Genomic DNA, 24,320 nt, shown 5'->3' with positions numbered 1-24,320 from the left:
GGAGAAATTCGCTCGTACAGTTCTTAGGGGGCGGCGATACAGTAATGTGTCGTTGCTACCCGACTATTGTATAGCTCTATTTTGTTATATCAATATGTATTTAACTGTTTAAAACAGAATATAAATCAATATGAGAAAAACAATAATAAATATTTAATTTTCTTTAAATTGAAATTTATGAAAGAATTTTATAAGCAGTCTTCATTATGAAGATAACTGCCTTTTATGATTAAATTGGTATCCATTTATTAAATACCTTTTTACTGGATACTTGTTTGGATACCTATATAAGTACTTGGGATTATATATTAAATGGATTTTCAGATATTTAAATTCTATAGGAAGCGGCTCAATTTGAGCGTCTAAAACTTGAGCGGATAACAAGCCTCTAATTACTCGTAAAACATTTTTATGCTCTTTGCTTGTCGGCGGTTAAATCCTTTGATGGTGGCGATACTAGTTCTATGCGCATTGGTTTGGATTTGGCTATAATGCTACTACTACCCATAGATTGATGATCTAATGTCTGCTTTTCAGAATAACCATGATTAGCAAGCATCAATTTGGCAATACTTGCGTTAAACTCACCTTTTAAGCCTTTATTAATTAACTCGACTTCTTGGCGTGCTTTGATAAGTTCTAACATGTCCTTAAATTCTTCGCTTGAACTCGCATAATTATATAAACTCGACCTTGAACAGTTAGCATATAAAGCCAGTCCAGCCATAGAGGGAATGATTTCGCCATTTTTGATATAGCCCTGTTTATGCAAATACTCTTGCCCTAGTTTTAACATGTCCTTTATCTTTGATTTTCGCCCTGCCATATTACCACCTAACTTACTAATAATAAGGCTATTATAATCCAATAAGGCGAATTATTAGATTGTTTTCTAACGTGTCCAAAAATTCACTAAGCCAACCAAGAGGAGGGGGGAGTAAATTCCTTCGACCTTATACGCTCTAAACCGCCCACCCTCATTCATTTTAACGATAACCCGATTTTTTTAGTTTTTTAATGTTACCTTTTCCGTAATCTCCCTGCATGGTAGAAATCACCATAGAGCTTTTATTCTTTTCTTCTAATAATAGCCCTGGATCAACCTTAAAATCATCCTAACTTAACATTATGATTAATAATTATTTTATTTTAATAAAAAAATAGCGCCATATAAATATATTTATATTTCAATTGGTTAATTACAGGATCAAGATTATTTTTAAATGTGTATAGTAGTGAACAGTAGTGAATACTAGTGAACACCAAAAAAATATATATAATAAGTATATAATATATTGATATATATAAATTAATATTAGGTTAGTGAATAGTAGTGAACACTTTATATTAAAAGTTTAAGATTATGGGGAGGTAGGCATAAAAACAGCCTAATGACTGGGTAAGTAAAGGGTGACATTTGAAAAAGCACCCCTCAGATATGAGGAGTGATTATTATGGAGAATTGAAGTTTGTAACCCAAATATGGGGCACGGTATGAATAGCGTGATATGGTTAATGATTAACTAACTTTAAATTGCGGTTACCTGATAGTGAGACATTTCCTTGGCTTGCTTGCTCAACAAAGTCACCCCACCAGTCAAGCATAATACGCTTTTGATGTTCATATTCTGCTTTGTTGTAGGCTCGCCTTACTGCGTTTTTATCTACATGCGATAACGCGCTTTCAATGACATCATAATTAAAGCCTTGTTCGTTTAAAGCGGTGCTAGCTAAAGCTCTTAATCCATGCGCAACTAACTTATCTTTGTATCCCATGCGCTTTATTGCCATGTTAGCGGTTTGGCTACTCATTGGCTTGTTATAAGGCGGTCTTGCTGTTGGGAAAACAAACTCGCTTTTATGATTAATAGATTTCATTATCTCAAGTATTTTTATTGCCTGCGGTGATAAAGGTATATTGTGTGGTCTATCCATTTTCATGCGTTCGGCAGGAATACTCCATAATTTTTTATCAAGATTAATTTCTTCCCACTTAGCCCCTACGGCTTCACTTGGTCGTGTTAATGTTAATAGCTGCCATTCAATCACGCATCTGGTTTGTAATTCAATCTTTGCCATAGCTAAAGCTTGCATGAACTGCGGTAACTCAGTTGGGGGAATAGTTGGCTGATTTTTTACTTTCGGGCTATTAAATACGTCGGTGATTTTGGCTAGAGGGTTATTATCGATAATTCCCATATTGACAGCATAATACATTATTTCATTAATTCGCCTACAAACTCTTTTTACTGTTTCGTATTTATTATTGTTATTTAATGGCTGTAATGCGTTAATCGCTTTGATAGCTGTTACTTGGTTTATTGGAATATCTTTTATATAAGGGAAAACATGATTTTCTAATGAACGCCAAGCCTTTTTGAGTGTTTGTTCTTCTAAACCTTGTTCTGTTTTGAATTTTAACCATTTCTCAGCCATAGCGTAAAAGGTATTATTACAAGCTTCTTGCTTACGTTGTTCTTGTTCCGCTTTGTGATGTTGTGGATCTATACCTTGCTTTATTAATTCGCGTGCTTCATCTCGTTGTTTTCGTGCCTGCTGTAGCGATGTTTCTGGGTATTTACCGAAAGATAATAATGTCTCTTTATGTGATATTGGCTTTTTATATTTAAATCGCCATAATTTAACCCCTGTCGATTTAACTAACAAAAAAAGACCTCCACCATCAAAATACTTTTTATCCTTACTAGTGGCTTTTAATGCTTTTATTTGTGTGTCAGTTAAGGGAGTAGTTTTTACAGCCATTTTTCACCTTTGGGGGTACGCAATAATAGGGTATTTAATTATACCCCCAAATATACCCCCATTATTTTTGGTTGTAAATGTACCTTACTGATACTTAATGGGCAATAAAATAGACTTTAAGGCTTGTTATTACTGGGTTTTGTGTGCTTTGCAGGATTTAAAAGAATGTTACTGTTTATTGATTTGGTGCCGTGGGCGGGACTTGAACCCGCATGCCCTTAGAGCACTACCCCCTCAAGATAGCGTGTCTACCAATTTCACCACCACGGCGCCGTTTTTATTCAGGAATATCCGATGTTGGATTTTGTTGTGTCGGTTGAGCAATAGGTGCTGTGGTTTGTTCTGCTCCACTTTCATTCTGCTGCGTCGTTACTGGTACGCTATCTTCAATGTTGTCAAATTCGTGATTTGAAGCTGCATGAGGCTTACTGCCTAAATTCGACAATAGAATGCTAATGACAAAAAACAAAATACCTAATAACGTTGTTGTACGAGTTAAAAAGTTACCACTTCCTGAAGAACCAAACAAAGTTGCTGACGCACCCGAGCCGAAAGAAGACCCCATATCTGCGCCTTTACCTCGCTGAATCAAAACTAAAACGATAATTACCAAAGCGATGATCAAATAACTTATAATTAGAAGTTCGTACATTTCAACCTGTCAATTTTACATGTTATACAACAGAATCTATTGGTGCGGAATATTAGCGAAAGACAGACCAACAAGCAAGTAAAATTTCATGGATTATCGGTTTATTTTGAAAAATATCTCTTTTAATCAATCAAAAATTGCCAATTTTTAAACTAAAATAAGCCCATCCTTATCTATCACCTTAAATTGCGTTCAATTTAAATTAAAGCCATTATTCCTTACATACTGCATGTAATTGCTGTTCTTTTCACCATGCTTGAATTTGCCTTATCCAAGCGTCAATCACATATCTGTTAGAAAGCTCTGGTGTAAATATCCCAAACTTAGTACAAGATTCAAGTAGAAAATCATGCTGCTTGTTTTAGTGTTTTATACTCAATCGGTGTCATGTTATTTAATGCCTCATGCGGTCTTTCGGTGTTATAAATCGTTAACCATTCTTCGGTTATTCTCCTTGCTTGCGCTAAGTTGTTAAAAAGATATCACGATTAAAGTCATCGATGACATTGAATGTCCTAAAGCGACGCTGATTACGACTACTGTCACTCATAAAATCCATTGACCAACATTCACCTTGTTTATTGGGTACTAATAACCTTTCCGGGCATCGTGGAGGAATGCGCTATTTACGCTTTACCCTGAGATTAAGCTTTAATTGGCAATACACCCGATACACACGTTTATGATTCCATTTATAGCCGAGCTTTCTGATGCGATTAAAACATTTGGGAAAGCCCCAGCGTAAATGCCGGTCAGTGATAGCATTCAACACCTAAACAATCACCGAATCATCCAGTAACTTAGGTTGATAATAGTAAGCACAACGACTTAAGCCAACAATGGCACAACTCATAGCAATAGTAACTGGATAATTTTGTTGTAGTTGCTGTGCCCACGTTTTACGTGCCTTTGTGGGCACTAAAGCTTTTTTATAATTTCTTCCTGAAGCTGGGATTTTAAGCTCAGTTCGGCAAACATCTGCTTAAGCTTGCGGTTTTCGGCCTCCAGCTCCTTTAAGCGTTTGATATCCGAAGTTTCCATTCCGCCGTATTTTTCCCGCCATTTATAGAAAGTTGAATTCCCCATGCCATATTTACGACAGAGCTCCTTGACAGGAATACCCGCTTCAGCTTCTTTTAAAATAGCGACGATTTGATGTTCAGTCATTTTTTTCATAATTAAATCCCCTTTACTTTTATCATAGAGAATTTTCTACTTTTTTGCTGTACTATTTTAGGGGATAGTTACACTGGATGTAGATGTGTTAGTAGAAACGTAGCAGATGAAAAAACACTGTTCTTCTTTAAAAGTGGGGGATAGGTGATAATCAATGGTACGTTTCTATCTAAAAAAACAGTATAATGTCGCCATTTTTATTATGGCACATTGTATTTATGAAATTTATTGTTAAGCTCTTTCCCGAAATTACCATTAAAAGTGATTCTGTTCGTTTGCGTTTTATTAAAATATTAACCAGTAATATTCGTAATATTTTAAAGCATCATATTGAAGATGTAGCGGTTATTCGTCATTGGGACTTTATTGAAGTCCGTCCAAAAATTGAAAATAGCGAAAATCAGATACTTGAGCTATTAACTCGGATCCCCGGCATTCATCATATTTTAGCTGTCGATGAACTGGCTTTTGTTGATATGCATGATATTTTTGAAAAAGTGTTGGATTATTATGCACCATTGATTGAAAACAAAACATTTTGTGTACGGGTTAAACGTCGTGGTAAACATGAATTTACTTCAATTGATGTAGAGCGTTATGTTGGTGGTGGGCTTAATCAATACGTATCTTCAGCTAAGGTTAAATTAACCCACCCAGAAATCACGGTTAATCTTGAAATAGATAAAGACAAGTTACTACTGGTAAAAGGCCGACATGCAGGAATTGGTGGTTTTCCAACAGGTACCCAAGAAGATGTTCTTTCGCTTATATCGGGTGGATTTGACTCGGGAGTATCAAGCTATATGCTAATTCGGCGCGGTAGCCGAGTACATTATTGTTTCTTTAATCTTGGTGGCAAAACTCACGAGATCGGTGTTAAACAGATGGCACATTATTTATGGGAGCGTTTTGGCAGCTCACATAAAGTACGTTTTATTGCTATTGATTTTTCTGATGTTGTTGGTGAAATTCTGGAAAAAATTGACGATGGGCAAATGGGGGTGATTCTAAAACGAATGATGATTCGTGCGGCATCAAAAATTGCGCAACGTTACAAAGTAGAAGCTCTTGTGACTGGCGAAGCATTAGGTCAAGTATCGAGTCAAACATTGACTAACTTACGGTTAATTGATAATGCTAGCGATACATTAATTCTACGTCCTCTTATCACGCATGATAAAGAAACGATTATTAATCTTGCACGCCAAATTGGAACGGAAGATATTGCTAAAACAATGCCTGAGTTTTGTGGTGTGATATCTAAAAAACCAACGGTTAAAGCCGTAAAAGAAAAAATTGAAGCAGAAGAATTAAATTTCGATTTCACAATTTTAGATAAAGCTGTTGCCGAAGCTGAAAACATTGATATACGTGAGATTGCAAAACAATCTGACACAAAGATTACTCAAGTCGAAACTGTTACAACACTGAGTGCAGATCATGTGGTTATTGATATTCGTTCTCCAGAAGAGCAAGAAGATAATCCACTAGTATTGAATGATATTAAAATCAAGCATATTCCATTTTACAAATTGGCAACGCAATTTGGAAATTTGGATCAATCAAATCAATATTTACTCTATTGTGAACGTGGCGTAATGAGCAAGTTGCAAGCACTTTATTTAATTGACCAAGGGTTTAATAATGTAAAAATATTTTCTATATAAATCTTAACAATAATTTACTATATTATTCTTATTTTTTACATATATAATGAATTCTTAAACAAAAACTATATTTGTTATTAATATAAAAATAAATATCAAGAATGAATTTGATATAGATAGAAAGAGGAATGTAATGAACAGCAAATTACTTGTCGTTGATGATGATCAGGAGATTACTTTATTATTACGAGAACTACTCGAATTAGAAGGCTATCAAGTTGAAATAGCGAATAATGGTATTCAGGCTCTAGAAAAGTTTGACAGAACCATAGATCTTATTTTACTTGATATTATGATGCCTGAAATGAATGGATTTAGTTTATTATCTCAACTTAGAGGTAAGTTTACTGTACCTGTTATTTTTTTAACGGCTAAAGATAGTGAAGATGATAAAGTTATTGGCCTTGAACTTGGTGCTGATGATTACATTCAAAAACCATTTAATGATAGAGAACTTATTGCTCGAATTAATGCGCTTTTACGTAGAACTCGTTGGGATAATACAGAAAATGATGCTGCTGATAAACCGATTCAATATACAATTGATAAACTTAGTGTAAATCGAAAACAGCAATCTGTTTTTTTTGATAACAAGTATATTGATTTAACGGGTACTGAGTTTCAAGTATTGCTTACATTTCTTGAAAACGCAGGCAAAATAATTACACGTGAAAAGTTAAGTGAATCTGTTTTAGGTAAAGAGCTTGTCCCGCTTGCTCGCTCGATTGATGTTCATGTTTCTAATTTACGGAAAAAACTCCCTCATCGAAGTGATGGTTTACCTTGGATTAAAACACTACGCACTAAAGGTTATTTATTTGTCGTGGATCAACAAGATGATTTGTTGTAAGGCTAGAATAACATTTAAGAAGGTCAGATAATATGTGGATTTTTGATCGATTAACAATCAGAATTTTCACTATATTTTTACTGACCATCGTTTTTTTTCTCATGTTAATAATGGTATTACCGAGCCTTGATTCTCGAAATTTAACGTATTTAGCAAATAAAGATAAAGAAGCAGGTAATATACTAGCTCGTCAGGTTGAGAATGATCTTGTTAATGTGCCTAAAGATAGTTTTCGATGGTGGATGCGTTTTATTGTTGTGATGGATAATCACCAGAAATCAGGTCAATCTTTATTTATTGTTACACCCAATGAGCAAATCATTACCGCTGAGACTAAAAATATCGATTTAGTGAAGAATTTTAGAGAAAAATCCAGTAATGTCGATGATCCAGCCAAAAAGATTTATGATTCACAAGAAATTATAGGGCCTTTTTTAGTCCATTATGCCAATACAGAATATCAATTGTATATCTTACAACAAGCAACTGGCATTCAATCACAATTCGTTAACTTTATATTTGATCATCCTTTTTTATTATTAGCTTTGACCATGCTTGCCAGTTCGCCTTTTTTACTGTGGTTATCTTGGAGTATAGCTAAACCAGCACGAGGACTGAAAAAAGCAGCAGATCAGGTTGCAAAAGGCAATTTACAAGAGTGGCCAGAACTTGAACAAATAGGATCCTCAGAATATAAAGCAACTGGTGCTAGTTTTAACCATATGCTTAGGGAGCTTAAGCGAATGCAGGAGGTGCAGCACCGCCTGTTTTCAGATATTTCTCATGAACTACGCACGCCTTTGACTCGGTTGCAGCTTGCTACAGCTTTATTACGTCGAAAACAAGGTGAAAGCAATGAAGTTGTGCGTATTGATATTGAGGCATTAAAGTTAGATTCTATGATTGGTGATTTATTATCATTGGCAAGGCAGCAATATGACAATAATGAAATCCGTGAATTTAATCAAATTAATCTGTTGTTTAAACAAGTGCTTGATAATGCCGCTTTTGAAGCAGAACAAATAGGCAAGAAGTTTACCGTTGCCAATCTTCCAACCAACCATACCATTCTATGTTATCCAGTTGCTTTATGTAGTGCACTTGAAAACGTTATACGTAATGCATTTCGTTATTCCAATAAACAGATTGTTGTCAATTTTGTGGCACAACAAAAAAAGATAACCATTACTATTGATGATGATGGCCCAGGGGTTGCTGAAAATGAATTAGAACAAATTTTTAGACCTTTTTATCGTACAAGTGAAGCTCGAGATCGCCAATCAGGTGGAACTGGATTAGGGCTCGCTATTGTTGCCAATGCCATTATACGCGATCACGGAACCGTAAAAGCTGAAAAAAGTCATCTTGGCGGACTTAGAATTGTGATAGTATTGCCAATTCATAAACATCAATAAATAGTGAAAGAGAAAAGTTGTGTCAAATTCAGTCTTAAATATTGTTTTATTTGAACCCGAAATTCCCGCTAATACTGGTAATATTATTCGCCTTTGTGCTAACACTGGTTTTAATTTACATATTATTGAACCCATGGGTTTTTTCTGGGATGACAAAAAATTAAGACGAGCTGGGCTTGATTATCAAGAATTTGTTGATGTAAAACGTTATAAAAATCTCAACCATTTCTTAGATGCCAATCAAATCGACTTGTTGACACAAGTTTATGCCTTAACCACAAAAGGGCAAAGGTCTTATAATGAAGTTAATTACCGGCAACATGACTTTTTAATGTTTGGGCCAGAAACTAGAGGTTTACCGAAAGTCATACTGGATGCATTACCTCAAGATAAAAAAATACGTATTCCCATGTTAGCGACGAGCCGTAGTATGAATTTATCTAATTCTGTAGCTGTTGTGGTTTATGAATCATGGCGCCAGTTAAACTACATGGGTGCAAAATAAATTTACCCCTACTTTATCGGTACATTCCGAAGCAGGAAAAGGCAGCTATATTCACACCTTTCGGTGTTATGATAGTTGTATGTTTGTTCTGTAGATTTTTTAGGTATAGTTTTGATTTTATTTTTATTTTTTACAAAAAACAAAAATTTGAAACCCTTAAAGCTTTTCACAGAGCTTCATAAAAATAACTCTTAATAAATCTTTATAAAAATCACCCAAAAAACTAGCCAAACTTTTTTTAAACGATTATACTTTAATCAGTTGAAAATTTGGCTTATTTAATAAGCATATAAGCATAAAAAACCAAATAAAACATAAATTTACTTGACAGGTAAACCATAATGCATTATCATTTTAGACACCAGACACCAGACACCAGCACTGGCAAACTTATGTCTTAAATTTATCGAATAGACACCTTAGACGGGTTTTAGCTCTTACCTCGTGTATATCCTCGAAATTATCTTTCAAATCATCACCAAAATTATCTCGAAAAATCTCGTTGGTATTGGCTGTGTTATTATTGTCTTTTTCATGGAATTCGCAGGCATTAATAGGTAAAAGTGGTCGAGGGGAAAATCGTAGTGATGCCATAATACTGCCATCGTCACAATGGGGGATCCTCAAATCCGTAAGACCTAATCTTGATTACGGCAGGCTTCACTTCGCGGGCCCCGCTGACATATGGAACCCCGATTATGGATTCCTAGTTCAATCAACGGATCCAGCATCATACGCGCTTAACTTCCCAACTACGGGGGCTGATGGATTATATTTTGATTTCATCATAATGGGAGAAGCAAGTGAATTGACATGGGGAGCGCCAGTTACGCATGAGGGAATTACTGCCACAGTGACGCGAAAAACAGAATGTAATGACGAAGGCTATGTCGAGTTTCGTGTGACGCTAACAGGTCCAGAGGCAAGAACTCAATGGGGTGATCCCTATCCTAATCAAATTACCGTGCCAAAGTTACCACAGGCCTTTGAGTTAGTGGGTAGAGATAGAGAGGGTAAAGAGATAGTAAGATATGGATTTGTCATACAGAAATGGTTTGTGAACCGAGGAGCTGAATTATATTACTATCCTGATATGGTAACTTGGTGTAGTCGTTTGGGTTATCGTGTGCCACAGGTCAAGGAGCTGACTAACGCGATTTGTTCTGGTCTTGACTCAGGTTTGCATTGCCAAGGATCCATTGGCGCAACGCCACCATCAAGTGGTAATCATTATCAGCGTCAAATAGGTGCTGGATTATTCACGGAGTGGGGGCTCATGTACAATTATAGTGGTGCAGATTTCGTCCCCTACAACTATTGGACAAGTGATACGGCGATGAGTGGTCAGTTCAGCGGTCAGTTCGATGTGGGATCGGGCAACGGTGACATTTATTGGTTCAGTGCCTCCATTATCAATTATGGCCTTTGCACCACTCACTAGTTTAATGGCTGTTCTTAATCCTTGGGTTGCGCACGGGCTTATAGCGCTAATTAAGGACAAGCAATCAAAGAACAAAGCCTTGCCTAAAGCGGGCTCACAAGTCGACGAGGTTTAAAAGCTTGTGCTCTTATAGCTTGTCAGCAATAAAAATTAGCATTTTCAATTTATCAACGTTGATTGTGTTGATAATTAAATTTCGACAGATTTTAAAGGATTTTAATAACTGGAAAACAGTAAGCTTGAATTTTAAATTTGTGCTATTTAGATAAGTAAGAGAGGTTAGACCAACCTCTCTTTTCGGGGGGTAAAAGCGAACTTAAAAGTACGCGATTTTATTTAACGCGTGATACATATTCTCCTGAGCGAGTATCCACTTTAAGGACTTCGCCAATTTGTACAAATAAAGGTACACGGACTACCGCACCAGTTGATAAAGTCGCTGGTTTACCACCGGTTCCTGCTGTGTCGCCTTTTAAACCTGGATCCGTTTCGATCACTTCAAGTTCAACAAAATTTGGTGGTGTTACAGCAATTGGTTGACCATTCCATAATGTTAAAATACATTCAGCTTGATCAACCAACCATTTTGCATTGTCGCCAACTGCTTTAGCATCAGCCGAAAGTTGTTCAAATGTGTCGTTATTCATAAAATGCCAAAACTCACCATCGGTGTAGAGGTAAGTTAAGTTCATATCAACAACGTCAGCCGCTTCGACTGATTCGCCTGATTTGAATGTTTTATCGACAGTTTTACCTGAAAGTAATTTTTTAATTTTTACGCGATTGATGGATTGACCTTTACCCGGTTTATAAAATTCATTTTCAACAATGACACACGGTTCACCATCTTGCATTATTTTAAGACCAGCTTTAAACTCATTAGTACTATAAGATGCCATAAAAGCTCCAACTAAAATTCTGAATTACAAAAAATGAGCCATATTATACAGCAAAAAATTGAACTACCAAATAATAAAGATGAATGGATTGTTGATCTTGCCAATGTTGTGACAGATATCAACGTTTTATATTCCTATTTAGGTCTAGATCCTGACACCATCTCAATCCCTATGCAACAGGCAAAAAAACAGTTTCCGCTTCGTGTCCCTAGGGCTTTTATTAACCGAATGAAAAAGGGGGATAGTAATGACCCACTTTTACTACAGGTGCTTTGTCATGATAAGGAATTATTAAAAGTTGATGGCTACAGTCATGACCCATTACAAGAGCAAGATAATACCATTGCAGGGTTATTGCATAAGTATCATAATCGCGCATTGTTGATCACAAAAACGGCGTGTGCAATTAACTGTCGTTACTGTTTTAGGCGGCATTTTCCTTATCATAATAATCAAGGCAATAAAAAGAACCTTGGTATTGCGCTTGAATATATTGCAAATCACCCTGAACTTGATGAAATTATTTTATCTGGTGGTGATCCACTAATGGCAAAAGATCATGAAATGGCTTTTTTGATTAATGCACTAGAAAAAATCCCACATATTAAGCGATTACGAATCCATACACGTTTGGCCGTTGTTATTCCTTCGCGAGTGACGCCTGAACTTTGTCGGTTATTTGCTGAAAGTAGGTTGCAAATAATAGTCATTACTCACATTAATCATTCAAATGAGATTGATAGTGCTGTTGCTTATGCAATTAAGCTTTTAAAACAAAGCGGTGTAACTGTGCTAAATCAAAGCGTATTGTTGAAAAATATTAATGATAATGCCGATATTTTGGCTCAGTTGAGCAATAAGCTTTTTGATATTGGGATTTTGCCTTATTACATCCATTTGTTAGATAAAGTGCAAGGCGCTGCTCATTTTTTGGTTGATGATGAGTCCGCAAAAATAATAATGAAACAACTTGCTGATCAAGTATCGGGTTATTTAGTGCCTAAATTAGCGCGCGAAGTGGGCGGTGAAAAAAGTAAGCGTGTACTATCAGTGAATGATTAATTCACTTAATATGGGGTTAAATTGCGAAAAAACATTCTATGAAAATCTCATTGACGGAAAATAAAATAGGCTCTATAATTCCGACCTCTTTAATTAATGCTGTGGAGTTTAAACTCTGCAACCTGTTGATAAATTAGATTTGGATATAAATCGTCATGAAACGCACATTTCAACCATCAGTATTAAAACGCAATAGAACTCACGGCTTCCGTGCTCGTATGGCAACTAAAAACGGTCGTCAAGTTCTTGCTCGCCGTCGTGCTAAAGGCCGTGTTCGTTTAACTGTTGCTAGCTGATTTAAAGTTGGGTGATTAAGTTCACTTTTCCGCGGGAGTTACGATTGTTAACTCCCTTTGATTTCAATCATGTCTTTCAAGAGTCCATTCGAGCTGGCTCTCCTTTTTTAACGTTAGTTGCACGTAAAAATAACCATAATCATATGCGATTAGGGTTTGCTATAGCTAAAAAACAGGTAAAACGAGCTCATGAGCGTAATCGCATCAAGCGGCTGGCTAAAGAGTATTTTCGACATCATCAACATCAACTTCCTAATATCGATTTTATTTTGATGGCTAAACAACCTGTTATAGACTTAGATAATCAGCAAATCGTTGAAACACTAAATAAATTATGCCAGCGAATCATAACCAAGTACGAGGTTTGAATAAATTTAAATTAATTATCAAACAGCATGTTTATGCATGTAAATGTATGATAGTAAATGCTTTTGTGCTTTTTATTCGTGTGTATCAGCGTGTTATTAGTCCTTTACTTGGCCCTAAATGTCGTTTTACACCGACATGTTCACAATACGCAATAATTGCATTACGACGTTTTGGATTAATAAAAGGTGGTTGGCTAACAGTTAAACGTGTATTAAAATGTCATCCTTTACATGAAGGAGGAGAAGACTTTGTTCCTCCAAAAATTAAAACCAATAGAGAAAAACACTAATGGGATCTCAACGTAATATTTTAGTCATTGCTTTACTTTTTGTATCTTTTTTCATTTGGAAAGCGTGGGAGGAAGATCACGCACCTAAACCGCCAATCGCAAATCAATTAACTCAACAAATGAGTGATGATGATTCAGCTGATGGCTCAATGCTGGGTAAAACAGTTACTGTAAAATCAGATGTATTGTCACTCACCATTAATACTTATGGCGGTGATGTACAAGCTGCACAACTGTTAAAATATGAGCAAACGCTTCATTCTGGCACGCCTTTCCAATTATTAACATCACGCCCCGATTTTGTTTATATTGCAGAAAGTGGTTTAACAGGTAAAGATGGTCCAGATAATGCGACTCAAGGCTCAAAACGCCCTGTATATCAAACTGAAAAGTCTGAATATGTGTTAGCTGATGGGCAAGATGAATTGCGTGTTCCACTTACTTATCAAGTTAATGGTGTAAGTTATACTAAATATTACATATTACATCGTGGTAATTATGCTGTTGATGTTCAGTATGACATTAATAACCAAAGCAATGCGCCTGTTGATGTAGCAATGTATGGTCAATTAAAACAAACCATTAAATTACCTGATGATATACCAACCGAAGGGGGAAGTGGAGTTGGACAAAGCGCATTCCGTGGCACCGCTTATTCAAGTTCGAATACTAACTACAGCAAATATAGTTTTGATGATATCAAAGATAAAGCGTTAGCGGTTGAGACGCAAACAGGCTGGGTTGCGATGTTACAGCACTATTTTGCTTCAGCATGGGTACCAACACAGGATAAAAATAACTTATTTTATACACGAGCAGCGGCTAATAAATCACAAGCAACGATTGGTTTCAAAGGTGAGTCAGCTATTATTCCAGTGGGTAGTACACAAACCATTGGAGCCAAATTATGGTTAGGACCAGAAATTCAAAGTCAATTGAAAGAAACAGCTAATCATCTTGATTTAGTTGTTGACTATGGTTGGTTATGGTTCTTATCACAACCATTATTTTACTTATTGAAGTTTATTCAAAGTTTTATTGGTAATTGGGGCTTCTCAATTATTGTTATCACATTTATTGTTCGAGGTATTTTATTTCCATTAACTCGTGCGCAGTATCGTTCAATGGCAAAAATGAAGTTATTGCAACCTCGTATAGAAGCTTTAAAAGAGCGCTATGGTGATGATAGACAAAAAATGAGTATGGAAACAATGGCAATTTACAAACAAGAAAAAGTGAACCCATTAGGAGGGTGTTTGATGTTAATAATTCAGATGCCAATTTTCTTGTCTTTGTTCTATATGTTAGGCAACGCAGTTGAACTACGGCATGCGCCATTTGCACTTTGGATTTATGACTTATCAGCGCAAGATCCTTATTATATTTTGCCTTTATTAATGGGTGCTAGCATGTTCTTAATCCAAAAGATGTCACCAACACCTGTTACCGATCCACTACAACAAAAATTAATGACTTATATGCCATTAATTTTTACGTTGTTCTTTTTATGGTTCCCATCAGGCTTAGTTTTATATTATATCGTTAGTAACTTATTCACAATTGCTCAGCAGCGTGTTATCTACTGGGAACTTGAGAAAAAAGGGCTTTACGAGAAGAAAAAGAAATAGTATTGAAAAAAGGAGGAGTAAATCCTCCTTTTTCGTTTTTATTTTTGGTGTCAATGATATGAATATACAACAATTTAATTTAACCGGTAATGAAATCGGTTATTGGTTTGTCAGTGCTAATGGTCGATTATGGTTGCCTAATGGTGATGTTCCTGTTGGGCGTGCCGATCAGCTCGGTTTTACCCATAAGCGTGCGCAACCAATAGGCGAATGGAATGGGCAAATTGCTTGGCTGATTTGTGATGAAATGAAAAATGCAATGAGTTCAATTCGTCAATTACTGGATATAACTGATCAATCACTATTTAATATGGCAGGTCGAGCTGTACAACTTTCTGAGTTTTATCGTTCTCATAAGTATTGTGGCTATTGTGGACATGAGATGTATATTAGTAATACAGAATGGTGCTGTATGTGTGACCATTGTAAAGAGCGTTACTATCCACAAATTTCACCATCTATTATCGTGGCTATTCGCCACAAAAATAAAATTTTATTAGCAAAGCATGTTAGGCATAATCAAGATAACTTATATACTGTTTTAGCTGGTTTCACTGAAATTGGTGAAACAATGGAAACCGCAGTTGAGCGGGAAGTATTTGAGGAGTCAAGAATCAAAATTAAGAATATTCGTTATGTAGGCTCGCAACCTTGGCCATTTCCTAATTCATTAATGATGGCTTATTTAGCTGATTATGATAGTGGTGAAATAGTGGTAGACAAAAATGAACTGATTGAAGCAAACTGGTACCATTACACACAATTACCTAAAATTCCAGAGTATGGCACCATTGCAAGACGCTTAATTGAAGATACAATTACACTTTGCCGTGACTATGATGAATATGGCAATGATTAATTATATTCAATAGTTCTAATTAGATTAACAGTTTTTGATTCATCGCCTGTTGTAATACAAACAGCTTTAGTCCAATCGTTGTTTTGATTATAATCCGAATAAGTACACGTTTCGGTGAGTTCAACCTCTTGTTCATTTTTATCATTAATGATGATGTCACCATTTGATGCTAATTTAAAGGTTCTAGTGATGGTTTTTTCTAATTGTTTATTGGCATTGTAAACGACATCTTTTTCTTGTGCTAATACAGGAAACTTTGTTTTTTCATCAACAGGAACATAAGCGTTATATAACACAAGCTCGACACGGTTGTTATCATAAATAATTTTACTGTTAAAAATGACGTTATTTTCTGCAAATCGTGATAGGGTAGTTTCAACTAAACGACCTTGTTCATCAAATTCTGAACTTGCAACTATATCATTATTATTGTTTTTCATGCCAAGAATATTTTTCGATGAATCAAAAGTAATCTCATAAACATTTCTGGTGTCACCCATGCCGTAGCTATATTTAGCTGTTTCATAGTTAATGTCGCCATGTAACCCTTCTAAATCATAATTAGCTACAAAGCCTTGTTCATTGTAGTTAATGATTTTACTTGATGATCCTTGAATATGTTGCTGTTTAATCATTTTACTAAACGGTAAAAGTTCTGGTTCAGTATGAAAAAGATAACTATTAATCATTGCTGTCGGTAATTGTGGCAAGTTTTTTTCCTCAACTGTTTTTTTATCATTGCAACCGCTGATGGATAGTGTACTGCTCAATATACATATATATAAAAATAAACTATTTTTTTTCATAGAGCTGATTTCCTTTTATTCTGTTGTCTTATTTATTTTTGCACCAAATAGCAAGTGCTTCGCAGTGCCAATCTTTCATCATGTGGTACCAAGCCGAACGCCATTTACGTACAGTATCATTGTGTAAATTAAGTGCTTTTCTTATTTGTAAATTATTAGCTCCAGAAACAAGTAGATCGATGAATTGTAGCCATAATTCAGGTTTTGGTATCCGGTTTAAACTAGTGTTGCTTAAAATATTAAAACTATGTCGACAGCGCCTACAGCGATAGCAAGTGCGAGAACCGACTTTGGTTGTTTCGTTCGATCCGCAGTGTATACACGTTGGACTTTGTTCATTCAATAAGGCGGTTACTTTAGCTTTAATGGTTTGATGTTGTTCTGCTAAAGTTGGCATTAATGTGGTTTGTTTTTGATGTGTATACCACTTATGCAATGATGGGTAATGGATTTGAAGATAATGAATAATAGCACGATCTCGACGTATTACCTTTTCTAATGAGCTTTCAAGTTTTTCTGCAATATTGAGATAACTAATATTTTTTATACGACTAGTAAAGATAAGTTCTAGCCAATTAAATGGCATTAAACGATTGAAAGGAGTATTGGTTGAAACGGTAAAATATTTATGACAATCTTTACAGCGGTATGTTTTAGTTGGTTTTGAACGAATTAAATAAAATGCAGTTTTTTTACAAAATGGACAAGCTTCTACATGTTGCGATGCTATTTTTTCTAGGTCATGATGAAAAGCTTTGAATTCATCATGCAATTCGGTTGGTACGAGTTCATAAATCATTTTTTATTCCCTTATCGCTTATCCCTGTAAATATTATCAGATTTTTACTTAAACATATAGCTTCCCTGAAACTTTTTTACGATTTTCAGCAAAGAGTAATTATTAACCAAGGCTAAGTAATCACTTATTTTTATTTCTTATTATCGATGCCCAAGGAAGAATGGAAGTTGTATTGTTATTAAGCAGTATGGTTGATAATATGATTCGATATGTTAGATATTTTGTAGGGAAAGTCAGGTTGTTTACACTTCATGATTAAAATAATCTTCTAAAAACTCATAAGGGGTTTTCCCTGAAATCGCTTTATGCGGTTTAACCGTATCATTCTTTCCGCTTTCCCATTCGTTTGCAGGTAGGTTTTGTAAATTATTGATTGATATAATCGTTATTACACGTTTTAACAAATAGGTGTTCGCCTGTGCTTTGATATTCATGTCCGGTATAGGAATAAATACGCCTTCCAAATATTGGAGTGCGTAATTATTATCTATTTGAATAAATATATTTATTTTTGGTGTAACCATTCGGCGACTTGTTTGGCAAAATAGGTTAATACACCATCGGCTCCTGCGCGTTTAAAACAAAGTAAAGACTCCGTAATGGCTAATTTTTCATCTAACCAACCTTTTTCAATTGCCGCTGTTAACATGGCATACTCGCCAGAAACCTGATAAGCAAAAGTCGGCACAGCAAAAGTTTCTTTGACTCTTTGCACGATATCAAGATAAGGCATACCCGGTTTAACCATGACCATATCTGCACCTTCGCTTAAATCTTGATAAATTTCTTGTAATGCTTCATCACTGTTAGCAGGATCGAGCTGATAAGTTTTTTTATTGCCACCTTTAATATTTTGGGCAGAACCGACAGCATCACGGAAAGGACCGTAAAAACAAGATGCATATTTGGCTGAATAAGCCATAATTTGGGTGTTAACAAAACCGTGTTTTTCTAGCTCATTACGTATTGCGCCAATGCGTCCATCCATCATATCGCTTGGTGCGATAATGTCTACTCCCGCTTCTGCTTGCATTAGCGCTTGTTTTACAAGCGTCTCAACAGAGCGATCGTTTTGCACGTACCCTTGTTCATCAATAATGCCGTCTTGTCCATGGGTGGTATAAGGATCAAGTGCGACATCAGTGAGTATGCCTAGCTCGGGGAACTCTTTTTTTAATGTTCGAATCGCTTTCGGTACTAATCCCGTTTCATTATATGCTTCTTGAGCAAGTAGTGATTTTTTTGCTGGTTCAATAGCAGGAAATAATGAAAGAACAGGAATCCCTAATTTAGCTACTTGTTCTGCTTCTTTTAGTAATACATCAATACTCATTCGATTTACATTTGGCATTGAGGTAATCGGTTCAGTAACATTATTGCCTTCAATAATGAAAACTGGATAAATGAGGTCATTGACGGTCAAGCTGTGTTCTGCAACCATACGACGACTAAAATCATGGGCACGATTACGACGTAAGCGGCGAGTTGGATATTGACCTGTAAATGATGGCATGAAAAACTCCTGTTTATTCTTAATCAGATTTCATTTATTATCTGACGCTATATGTTGATTGGCAAATTAATTTGCTCTCTTAGAATAATTCGATTTTTTACTTTACAACATATATTGATTAGGGGTAAAATTGCGCACTAAATTTTAGTCCCTTGTGATATTAAACAAATTTGAGGTGAGAGGCACATGCCAGTAATTAAAGTACGTGAAAATGAACCTTTCGATGTAGCATTACGTCGTTTCAAACGTTCTTGTGAAAAAGCAGGAGTTTTAGCTGAAGTTCGTAATCGTGAATTTTACGAAAAACCAACGACTATTCGTAAACGAGCTAAAGCGGCAGCTGTTAAACGCCATGCTAAAAAATTAGAAAGAGAAAACGCTCGTCGCACTCGTCTATATTAATTGTTTTTAAGATTATTTATACTGAAAACTTGAATTGATATTAAAATCAATTTGTTATCTTTTTAATATAAAGAATTCTAACAAGCCGTATTTTTGATACGGCTTGTTGTCTTTCTATAACACCTAAATTGGTTGAAAATTTATCATGAAAGGTCATATCCCTCGCGATTTCATTTTAGATCTCATTGCTCGAACTAGCATTCTTGATGTGATTAGTAAACGCGTTAAAATGAAAAAAAAGGGGAATAACTATTTTGGTTGCTGCCCTTTCCATGATGAAAAAACAGCCTCTTTTTCGCTTAATGAGAAAAAGCAGATCTATTACTGTTTTGGATGTGGTGCATCGGGATCGGTTGTTAATTTTTTAATGCAATATGAACGGTTGTCTTTCCCTGAAGCTATTGAAGAATTGGCTAGTATGCAAGGGATTCGAGTACCTTATATTGATAGTGATAACAATCAAATAGATCAATCCAAGCATATTGAATCTCGAAATGTACGTCGTGATTTGTATACCTTGATGGCTAAAATCACGGATTTCTACCAGCAGCAATTAGTATTACCAACATCTATTGATGCTCAAAAATATCTTGAAAATCGAGGGCTTAACGCTGAAATTATTGCTAGATATAAAATTGGTTTTGCCCCTAATGATTGGCGGTTAACTTCACAAAACATTGTTAAAACAAAAGCTGAAGCAGTGCTTTATGAACAAGCAGGAATGCTTGTAACCAATGATAGTGGTAATCAATATGACCGCTTTCGGGCACGAATCATGTTCCCTATCCGTGATAGGCAAGGAAACGTGATAGCATTTGGTGGCCGAACTATCATTAATGACCCAGCAAAATATATTAATTCACCGGAAACCCCAATTTTCCATAAAGGTTTTCAACTTTATGGACTTTATGAAACACAAGAAGTGAATCGTAATCCTCAACAACTCATTGTGGTTGAAGGTTATATGGATGTGGTTTCGCTTGCTCAATATGGCATTGATTATGCAGTTGCTTCTTTAGGTACGGCAACGTCAGAAGAACATATTAAGTTATTATTTAGAGCAACAGATTCGGTAATATTTTGTTATGACGGCGATAATGCTGGGCGAAGTGCCGCATGGCGAGCTCTTAATGTATTATTGTCTTGCTTAATCGATGGTAAGAAAATTACCTTTGCTTTTTTACCTCAAGATGAAGATCCGGATAGTTTTGTTCGTAAAGTTGGTAAAGCGGGTTTTGAAAAATATTTAAATGAGGCCTCAAATTTATCAAAGTTTTTATTTGATGAACTTTTGAAACAGGTTGATTTAAAAACTGCTGAAGGAAAAGCTAAATTGAGCTCGTTAGCTTTACCGCTACTTGATCAAATTAAGGCAAAAGCTTTCAGATTAAATTTATTACAAAAACTTGGCAATTATTTAGGTTTGCTTGATGTTTCTCAGCTAGAGCAATTAATGAATGAAAATCGCTCTAAAGGTGATGAAAAGGCGAAAGAAAAAGCCCCTGTATCACAAATGAAATTAACCACTATGCGTGTTTTAATTGGTTTATTACTTCAATATCCTAATCTTGCTGAGCAAGTTTCTGATATTAATGTGATTCGCCAAGTTAAAATGGCAGGTATTGAGATCTTCATTGAATTACTTGAATTATGTCAACGTTATCCCAATATAACGACAGCACAAATATTAACAGAGTGTATAGATAGACCGTTTTATAAACAATTAAATCGTTTATCAACATGGGAGTGTCATTATCAAGATGATGAAATAGATTCAACTTTTTCACATACTTTAAAAGAGTTGTATGATAACATACTCGCCCAAAGGCAAGATGAACTAATCGCAAAAGAGAGAGTCTCCGGTTTAAGTACCGCAGAGAAAAAAGAATTGGCGACTTTAATACTTGTTTTATCAAAAAAAGACTAAATATATAGGGTACATGTAGATTTCAGATACTGTTCTACATATATAATATAGATGACCAAATAACTAAAGTGGATACCTTTTATGGAGCAAAATTCTCAATCACAGCTTAAACTCCTAATCATTCGAGGTAAGGAGCTAGGATACCTAACCTATGCTGATGTCAACGATCACTTGCCTGAAGAGATTATTGATTCAGATCAGATTGAAGATATTATCCAAATGATTAATGATATGGGGATTCAAGTTCTTGAAGAAGCCCCAGATTCTGATGAGTTATTACTTTCCGATAATGTCCCTGATGAAGAGGCCGTTGAAGCAGCGACAGCATTAGTATTATCTAATGTTGAGTCAGAAATTGGTAGAACAACCGATCCCGTTCGTATGTATATGCGTGAAATGGGGGCGGTTGAACTGTTAACGCGTGAAGGCGAAATTGATATTGCTAAGCGTATTGAAGATGGTATTAATCAGGTTCAAACTTCAGTATCCGAATATCCAGAAGCCATTACCTATCTTTTAGAGCAATATAATTTAATCGAAAGCGGACAAGTTCGCTTATCTGATTTGATTACAGGTTTTGTTGATCCGAATGCTGAAGAAGTTGCGGAAGAACTACCTGAAGAGTTAGTTAGTGAAACCGAAATTGACATTGATGATAGCGACGATGAGAACGAGGATGAAGAAAGCGATGCTTCAACTGATGATGATGTTTCTATCGATCCTGAAGTTGCAAAAGCTAAATTTGCTGAATTAAAAGAGCAACATGATAAAACCTCTGAGGCTATAAAAAAATATGGTCGTGCTCATAAAAAAGCACAAAATGAGATCGAAAATCTATCAGAAATATTCAAACAATTCCGTTTAGTTGCTAAGCAGTTTGATATTCTTGTTAATAATATGAGAAGCATGATGGAGCGCGTTAGAACGCATGAACGTGCCATTATGAAGATCTGTGTGGAACAATGTAAAATGCCGAAAAAGCAGTTTATGACGCATTTTACCGGTAATGAAAATAACATGAACTGGTATCATAAGGCATTAACTGCTAAAAGTGCATTTGCTGTAAGTTTGAAAGAATTTGAAGAACCTATCCAAGTTCAGATCAATCTATTACAGCAAATTGAAACAGAAACTAATCTTTCTATTGAGCAAATTAAAGATATTAATCGACGTATGTCTATTGGTGAAGCTAAAGCACGTCGTGCTAAGAAAGAAATGGTTGAAGCTAACTTGCGACTCGTTATCTCTATTGCGAAGAAATATACTAACCGCGGATTACAATTCTTAGATCTTATTCAAGAAGGTAATATTGGTTTGATGAAAGCGGTTGATAAGTTTGAATATCGCCGTGGTTATAAATTCTCAACCTATGCAACTTGGTGGATAAGGCAAGCTATTACTCGTTCTATTGCAGATCAAGCAAGAACAATCCGTATTCCAGTGCATATGATTGAAACAATCAATAAACTAAACCGTATTTCACGTCAGATGTTACAAGAGATTGGTCGTGAACCAACGCCTGAAGAGTTGTCAGAGCGCATGCAAATGCCAGAAGACAAAATTCGTAAGGTGCTTAAGATTGCTAAAGAACCTATTTCAATGGAAACACCTGTTGGGGATGATGAAGATTCCCATTTAGGTGACTTTATTGAAGATACCGCTCTTGAGCAACCGTTAGATGCAGCCACGTCTGAAAGCTTACGCAGTGCGACACGCGATATCTTATCTGGATTAACGCCAAGAGAAGCCAAAGTGTTACGTATGCGATTTGGTATTGATATGAATACAGATCATACGCTAGAAGAAGTCGGTAAACAATTTGATGTCACACGTGAACGTATTCGTCAAATTGAAGCTAAGGCCTTGCGTAAGTTACGCCATCCAAGTCGATCCGATGTGCTTCGTAGTTTCTTAGAATAAACTTTATTTTCTATTTAGATCGCCACAATTGTGGCGATTTTTTTTAACTAATTAAGCTAAAAGCTATGAATATACTCCAACGTTTTAAACTTGATCCATTCTTATTAACGCTAATTTGTGTCGTTATTACAGCAAGCTTTTTCCCATGTGAGGGGCAAACCAAAGTTTTTTTTGAAAACCTCACAACCTTTGCTATTGGCTTACTCTTTTTTATGCATGGTGCCAAGCTTTCTTTTCAAGCAATTGTTATTGGCATAAAAAATTGGCGATTGCATTTGGTTATTTTTATGACTACTTTTGTTATCTTCCCGATCCTTGGGGTGATAATGCAAGTTTTGGTTCCCACTTTTTTATCACAAAATCTTTATTTAGGTTTTGTTTATCTTTGCGTATTACCAGCAACCGTTCAATCTGCTATTGCGTTTACCTCAATTGCAAAAGGCAATGTGGCTGCGGCTATTTGTAGTGCTTCAGCATCAACATTATTAGGGGTGGTTATTTCGCCTGTTTTAGTGAATTTATTGATGCATACCCAAGCTTCAAATTCTATGAATATGCTAGATGCCATCACTTCTATCATGTTAAAACTTATGTTGCCATTTTTACTTGGTCACTTATCAAGACGCTTTATTGGCAAATGGGTGGATAAATATAAAAGTGTCATTTCCAAAACCGATCGATTCTCGATTCTATTAGTTGTATATGTAGCTTTTAGTGATGCCGTTGCTAATGGCATTTGGTCTCAAATTAGTTTGTTATCACTTTTATCAATTATTTTTTATTCTATTATATTGTTAATTATTGTTTTATTAATAACAACTTATGGTTCAAGATTACTGGGTTTTAACAAAGAAGATGAAATCACTATTGTGTTTTGTGGTTCCAAAAAAAGCTTAGCGAGCGGTATTCCTATGGCTAGCATTATCTTTCCCATGTCGATAATTGGCATAATGATTTTACCCTTAATGATTTTTCATCAAGTTCAATTAATGATTTGTGCGCTTTTAGCTGCACATTATGCAAAACGAAAAATTTAAAAATTGTTTTGCTCATTGCCCTATTCTCAAGGATAATAGGGCCGC

The 24,320-nt window shown here is 35.6% G+C and carries 27 protein-coding genes and 1 tRNA gene; 15 read left to right on the top strand and 13 right to left on the bottom strand.

All coding sequences use genetic code 11. From position 1 onward, the window contains the following. Window positions 1–409: 409 nt before the first annotated feature. From GYY69_RS04775 to GYY69_RS13045, 8 genes are all read right to left on the bottom strand, one after another. Window positions 410–826 (bottom strand): terminase small subunit, encoded by a 417-nt coding sequence (locus GYY69_RS04775; RefSeq protein ID WP_174796650.1) that lies wholly within the window; start codon window positions 824–826, stop codon window positions 410–412. 686 nt (window positions 827–1,512) lie between these two features. Next, on the bottom strand, window positions 1,513–2,763 hold the full coding sequence (locus GYY69_RS04770) for an integrase domain-containing protein (RefSeq protein WP_174796649.1): 1,251 nt from the start codon (window positions 2,761–2,763) through the stop codon (window positions 1,513–1,515). 184 nt (window positions 2,764–2,947) lie between these two features. Next, a tRNA-Leu gene (locus tag GYY69_RS04765) sits at window positions 2,948–3,033 on the bottom strand. A 7-nt stretch (window positions 3,034–3,040) separates the two neighbouring features. Next, window positions 3,041–3,415 (bottom strand): preprotein translocase subunit SecG, encoded by a 375-nt coding sequence (gene secG / locus GYY69_RS04760; protein WP_174796648.1) that lies wholly within the window; start codon window positions 3,413–3,415, stop codon window positions 3,041–3,043. Window positions 3,416–3,762: 347 nt separating this feature from the next. Further along, window positions 3,763–3,864 (bottom strand): integrase core domain-containing protein, encoded by a 102-nt coding sequence (locus GYY69_RS13060; RefSeq protein ID WP_081297626.1) that lies wholly within the window; start codon window positions 3,862–3,864, stop codon window positions 3,763–3,765. Between the two features lie 173 nt (window positions 3,865–4,037). Next, window positions 4,038–4,187, bottom strand: a complete 150-nt coding sequence (locus GYY69_RS13055) for an IS3 family transposase (protein WP_446718881.1) — start codon at window positions 4,185–4,187, stop codon at window positions 4,038–4,040. Then, window positions 4,188–4,334: a hypothetical protein gene (locus tag GYY69_RS13050; RefSeq protein WP_446718880.1), complete on the bottom strand. Its 147-nt coding sequence runs from the start codon at window positions 4,332–4,334 to the stop codon at window positions 4,188–4,190. Continuing rightward, on the bottom strand, window positions 4,334–4,591 hold the full coding sequence (locus tag GYY69_RS13045; RefSeq protein ID WP_034909955.1) for a transposase: 258 nt from the start codon (window positions 4,589–4,591) through the stop codon (window positions 4,334–4,336). Before GYY69_RS13045 ends, GYY69_RS13050 begins: the two co-directional genes overlap by 1 nt. Window positions 4,592–4,809: 218 nt before the next feature. On the opposite strand from GYY69_RS13045, the gene thiI reads away from it, so the two are divergent. The 5 genes from thiI to GYY69_RS04730 all read left to right on the top strand — a co-directional run bounded on the left by thiI (window position 4,810) and on the right by GYY69_RS04730 (window position 10,469). Continuing rightward, complete coding sequence (thiI, locus tag GYY69_RS04750; protein ID WP_174796647.1) at window positions 4,810–6,258, top strand: tRNA uracil 4-sulfurtransferase ThiI; 1,449 nt, start codon at window positions 4,810–4,812, stop codon at window positions 6,256–6,258. A gap of 133 nt (window positions 6,259–6,391) precedes the next feature. Then, complete coding sequence (locus GYY69_RS04745) at window positions 6,392–7,108, top strand: response regulator (RefSeq protein ID WP_174796646.1); 717 nt, start codon at window positions 6,392–6,394, stop codon at window positions 7,106–7,108. Window positions 7,109–7,146: 38 nt separating this feature from the next. After that, complete coding sequence (cpxA, locus tag GYY69_RS04740; protein ID WP_174796747.1) at window positions 7,147–8,523, top strand: envelope stress sensor histidine kinase CpxA; 1,377 nt, start codon at window positions 7,147–7,149, stop codon at window positions 8,521–8,523. Between the two features lie 19 nt (window positions 8,524–8,542). Continuing rightward, window positions 8,543–9,028: a tRNA (uridine(34)/cytosine(34)/5-carboxymethylaminomethyluridine(34)-2'-O)-methyltransferase TrmL gene (gene trmL / locus GYY69_RS04735; protein ID WP_174796645.1), complete on the top strand. Its 486-nt coding sequence runs from the start codon at window positions 8,543–8,545 to the stop codon at window positions 9,026–9,028. Between the two features lie 514 nt (window positions 9,029–9,542). Then, a complete protein-coding gene (locus GYY69_RS04730) occupies window positions 9,543–10,469 on the top strand; it encodes a hypothetical protein (protein WP_174796644.1) in 927 nt (308 codons plus the stop codon). A gap of 332 nt (window positions 10,470–10,801) precedes the next feature. On the opposite strand, the gene efp is transcribed toward GYY69_RS04730, so the two are convergent. After that, window positions 10,802–11,368, bottom strand: a complete 567-nt coding sequence (gene efp, locus GYY69_RS04725; protein WP_085246840.1) for an elongation factor P — start codon at window positions 11,366–11,368, stop codon at window positions 10,802–10,804. A gap of 33 nt (window positions 11,369–11,401) precedes the next feature. Between efp and epmB the strand changes: the two genes are divergently transcribed. The 6 genes from epmB to nudC all read left to right on the top strand — a co-directional run bounded on the left by epmB (window position 11,402) and on the right by nudC (window position 15,871). Then, complete coding sequence (epmB, locus tag GYY69_RS04720; protein WP_174796643.1) at window positions 11,402–12,430, top strand: EF-P beta-lysylation protein EpmB; 1,029 nt, start codon at window positions 11,402–11,404, stop codon at window positions 12,428–12,430. Between the two features lie 155 nt (window positions 12,431–12,585). Beyond that, window positions 12,586–12,726: a 50S ribosomal protein L34 gene (rpmH, locus tag GYY69_RS04715; RefSeq protein WP_025314679.1), complete on the top strand. Its 141-nt coding sequence runs from the start codon at window positions 12,586–12,588 to the stop codon at window positions 12,724–12,726. Between the two features lie 11 nt (window positions 12,727–12,737). Next, the gene (rnpA, locus tag GYY69_RS04710; RefSeq protein WP_174796642.1) at window positions 12,738–13,094 is read left to right on the top strand and encodes a ribonuclease P protein component; all 357 of its coding nucleotides are present in this window, start codon (window positions 12,738–12,740) and stop codon (window positions 13,092–13,094) included. A gap of 47 nt (window positions 13,095–13,141) precedes the next feature. After that, a complete protein-coding gene (gene yidD, locus GYY69_RS04705; protein ID WP_174796641.1) occupies window positions 13,142–13,384 on the top strand; it encodes a membrane protein insertion efficiency factor YidD in 243 nt (80 codons plus the stop codon). Continuing rightward, window positions 13,384–15,012, top strand: coding sequence for a membrane protein insertase YidC (yidC, locus tag GYY69_RS04700; protein WP_174796640.1), 1,629 nt, complete (start codon window positions 13,384–13,386; stop codon window positions 15,010–15,012). The genes yidD and yidC overlap by 1 nt, the downstream gene beginning before the upstream one ends. A 58-nt stretch (window positions 15,013–15,070) precedes the next feature. Beyond that, window positions 15,071–15,871, top strand: a complete 801-nt coding sequence (nudC, locus tag GYY69_RS04695) for an NAD(+) diphosphatase (RefSeq protein ID WP_174796639.1) — start codon at window positions 15,071–15,073, stop codon at window positions 15,869–15,871. Here nudC and GYY69_RS04690 read toward each other — a convergent pair. The 4 genes from GYY69_RS04690 to hemB form a co-directional block, all read right to left on the bottom strand. Next, window positions 15,868–16,677 carry a hypothetical protein gene (locus tag GYY69_RS04690; protein WP_174796638.1) on the bottom strand — a complete coding sequence of 270 codons (810 nt, stop codon included), beginning with the start codon at window positions 16,675–16,677 and terminating at the stop codon, window positions 15,868–15,870. The genes nudC and GYY69_RS04690 overlap by 4 nt on opposite strands. Before the next feature lie 28 nt (window positions 16,678–16,705). Next, window positions 16,706–17,476 carry an IS1 family transposase gene (locus GYY69_RS04685; RefSeq protein ID WP_174796637.1) on the bottom strand — a complete coding sequence of 257 codons (771 nt, stop codon included), beginning with the start codon at window positions 17,474–17,476 and terminating at the stop codon, window positions 16,706–16,708. 242 nt (window positions 17,477–17,718) lie between these two features. Further along, window positions 17,719–18,000: a hypothetical protein gene (locus tag GYY69_RS04680; protein WP_174796636.1), complete on the bottom strand. Its 282-nt coding sequence runs from the start codon at window positions 17,998–18,000 to the stop codon at window positions 17,719–17,721. Next, window positions 17,982–18,989 carry a porphobilinogen synthase gene (gene hemB, locus GYY69_RS04675; protein ID WP_174796635.1) on the bottom strand — a complete coding sequence of 336 codons (1,008 nt, stop codon included), beginning with the start codon at window positions 18,987–18,989 and terminating at the stop codon, window positions 17,982–17,984. The genes GYY69_RS04680 and hemB overlap by 19 nt, the downstream gene beginning before the upstream one ends. 186 nt (window positions 18,990–19,175) lie before the next feature. Between hemB and rpsU the strand changes: the two genes are divergently transcribed. From rpsU to GYY69_RS04655, 4 genes are all read left to right on the top strand, one after another. Further along, window positions 19,176–19,391: a 30S ribosomal protein S21 gene (gene rpsU / locus GYY69_RS04670; RefSeq protein ID WP_034882800.1), complete on the top strand. Its 216-nt coding sequence runs from the start codon at window positions 19,176–19,178 to the stop codon at window positions 19,389–19,391. 145 nt (window positions 19,392–19,536) lie between these two features. Further along, window positions 19,537–21,318 carry a DNA primase gene (dnaG, locus tag GYY69_RS04665; RefSeq protein ID WP_174796634.1) on the top strand — a complete coding sequence of 594 codons (1,782 nt, stop codon included), beginning with the start codon at window positions 19,537–19,539 and terminating at the stop codon, window positions 21,316–21,318. An 81-nt stretch (window positions 21,319–21,399) separates the two neighbouring features. Further along, complete coding sequence (rpoD, locus tag GYY69_RS04660) at window positions 21,400–23,238, top strand: RNA polymerase sigma factor RpoD (RefSeq protein ID WP_174796633.1); 1,839 nt, start codon at window positions 21,400–21,402, stop codon at window positions 23,236–23,238. 65 nt (window positions 23,239–23,303) lie between these two features. Next, window positions 23,304–24,275: a bile acid:sodium symporter family protein gene (locus GYY69_RS04655; RefSeq protein WP_174796632.1), complete on the top strand. Its 972-nt coding sequence runs from the start codon at window positions 23,304–23,306 to the stop codon at window positions 24,273–24,275. The last annotated feature ends 45 nt before the right edge of the window (window positions 24,276–24,320 follow it).

Origin of the sequence: Gilliamella sp. ESL0250, from assembly GCF_013345045.1 — a bacterium.
GTDB classification, from domain to species: Bacteria; Pseudomonadota; Gammaproteobacteria; order Enterobacterales; family Orbaceae; genus Gilliamella; species Gilliamella apicola_H.
This window is presented reverse-complemented; position numbering and strand designations above follow the sequence as displayed.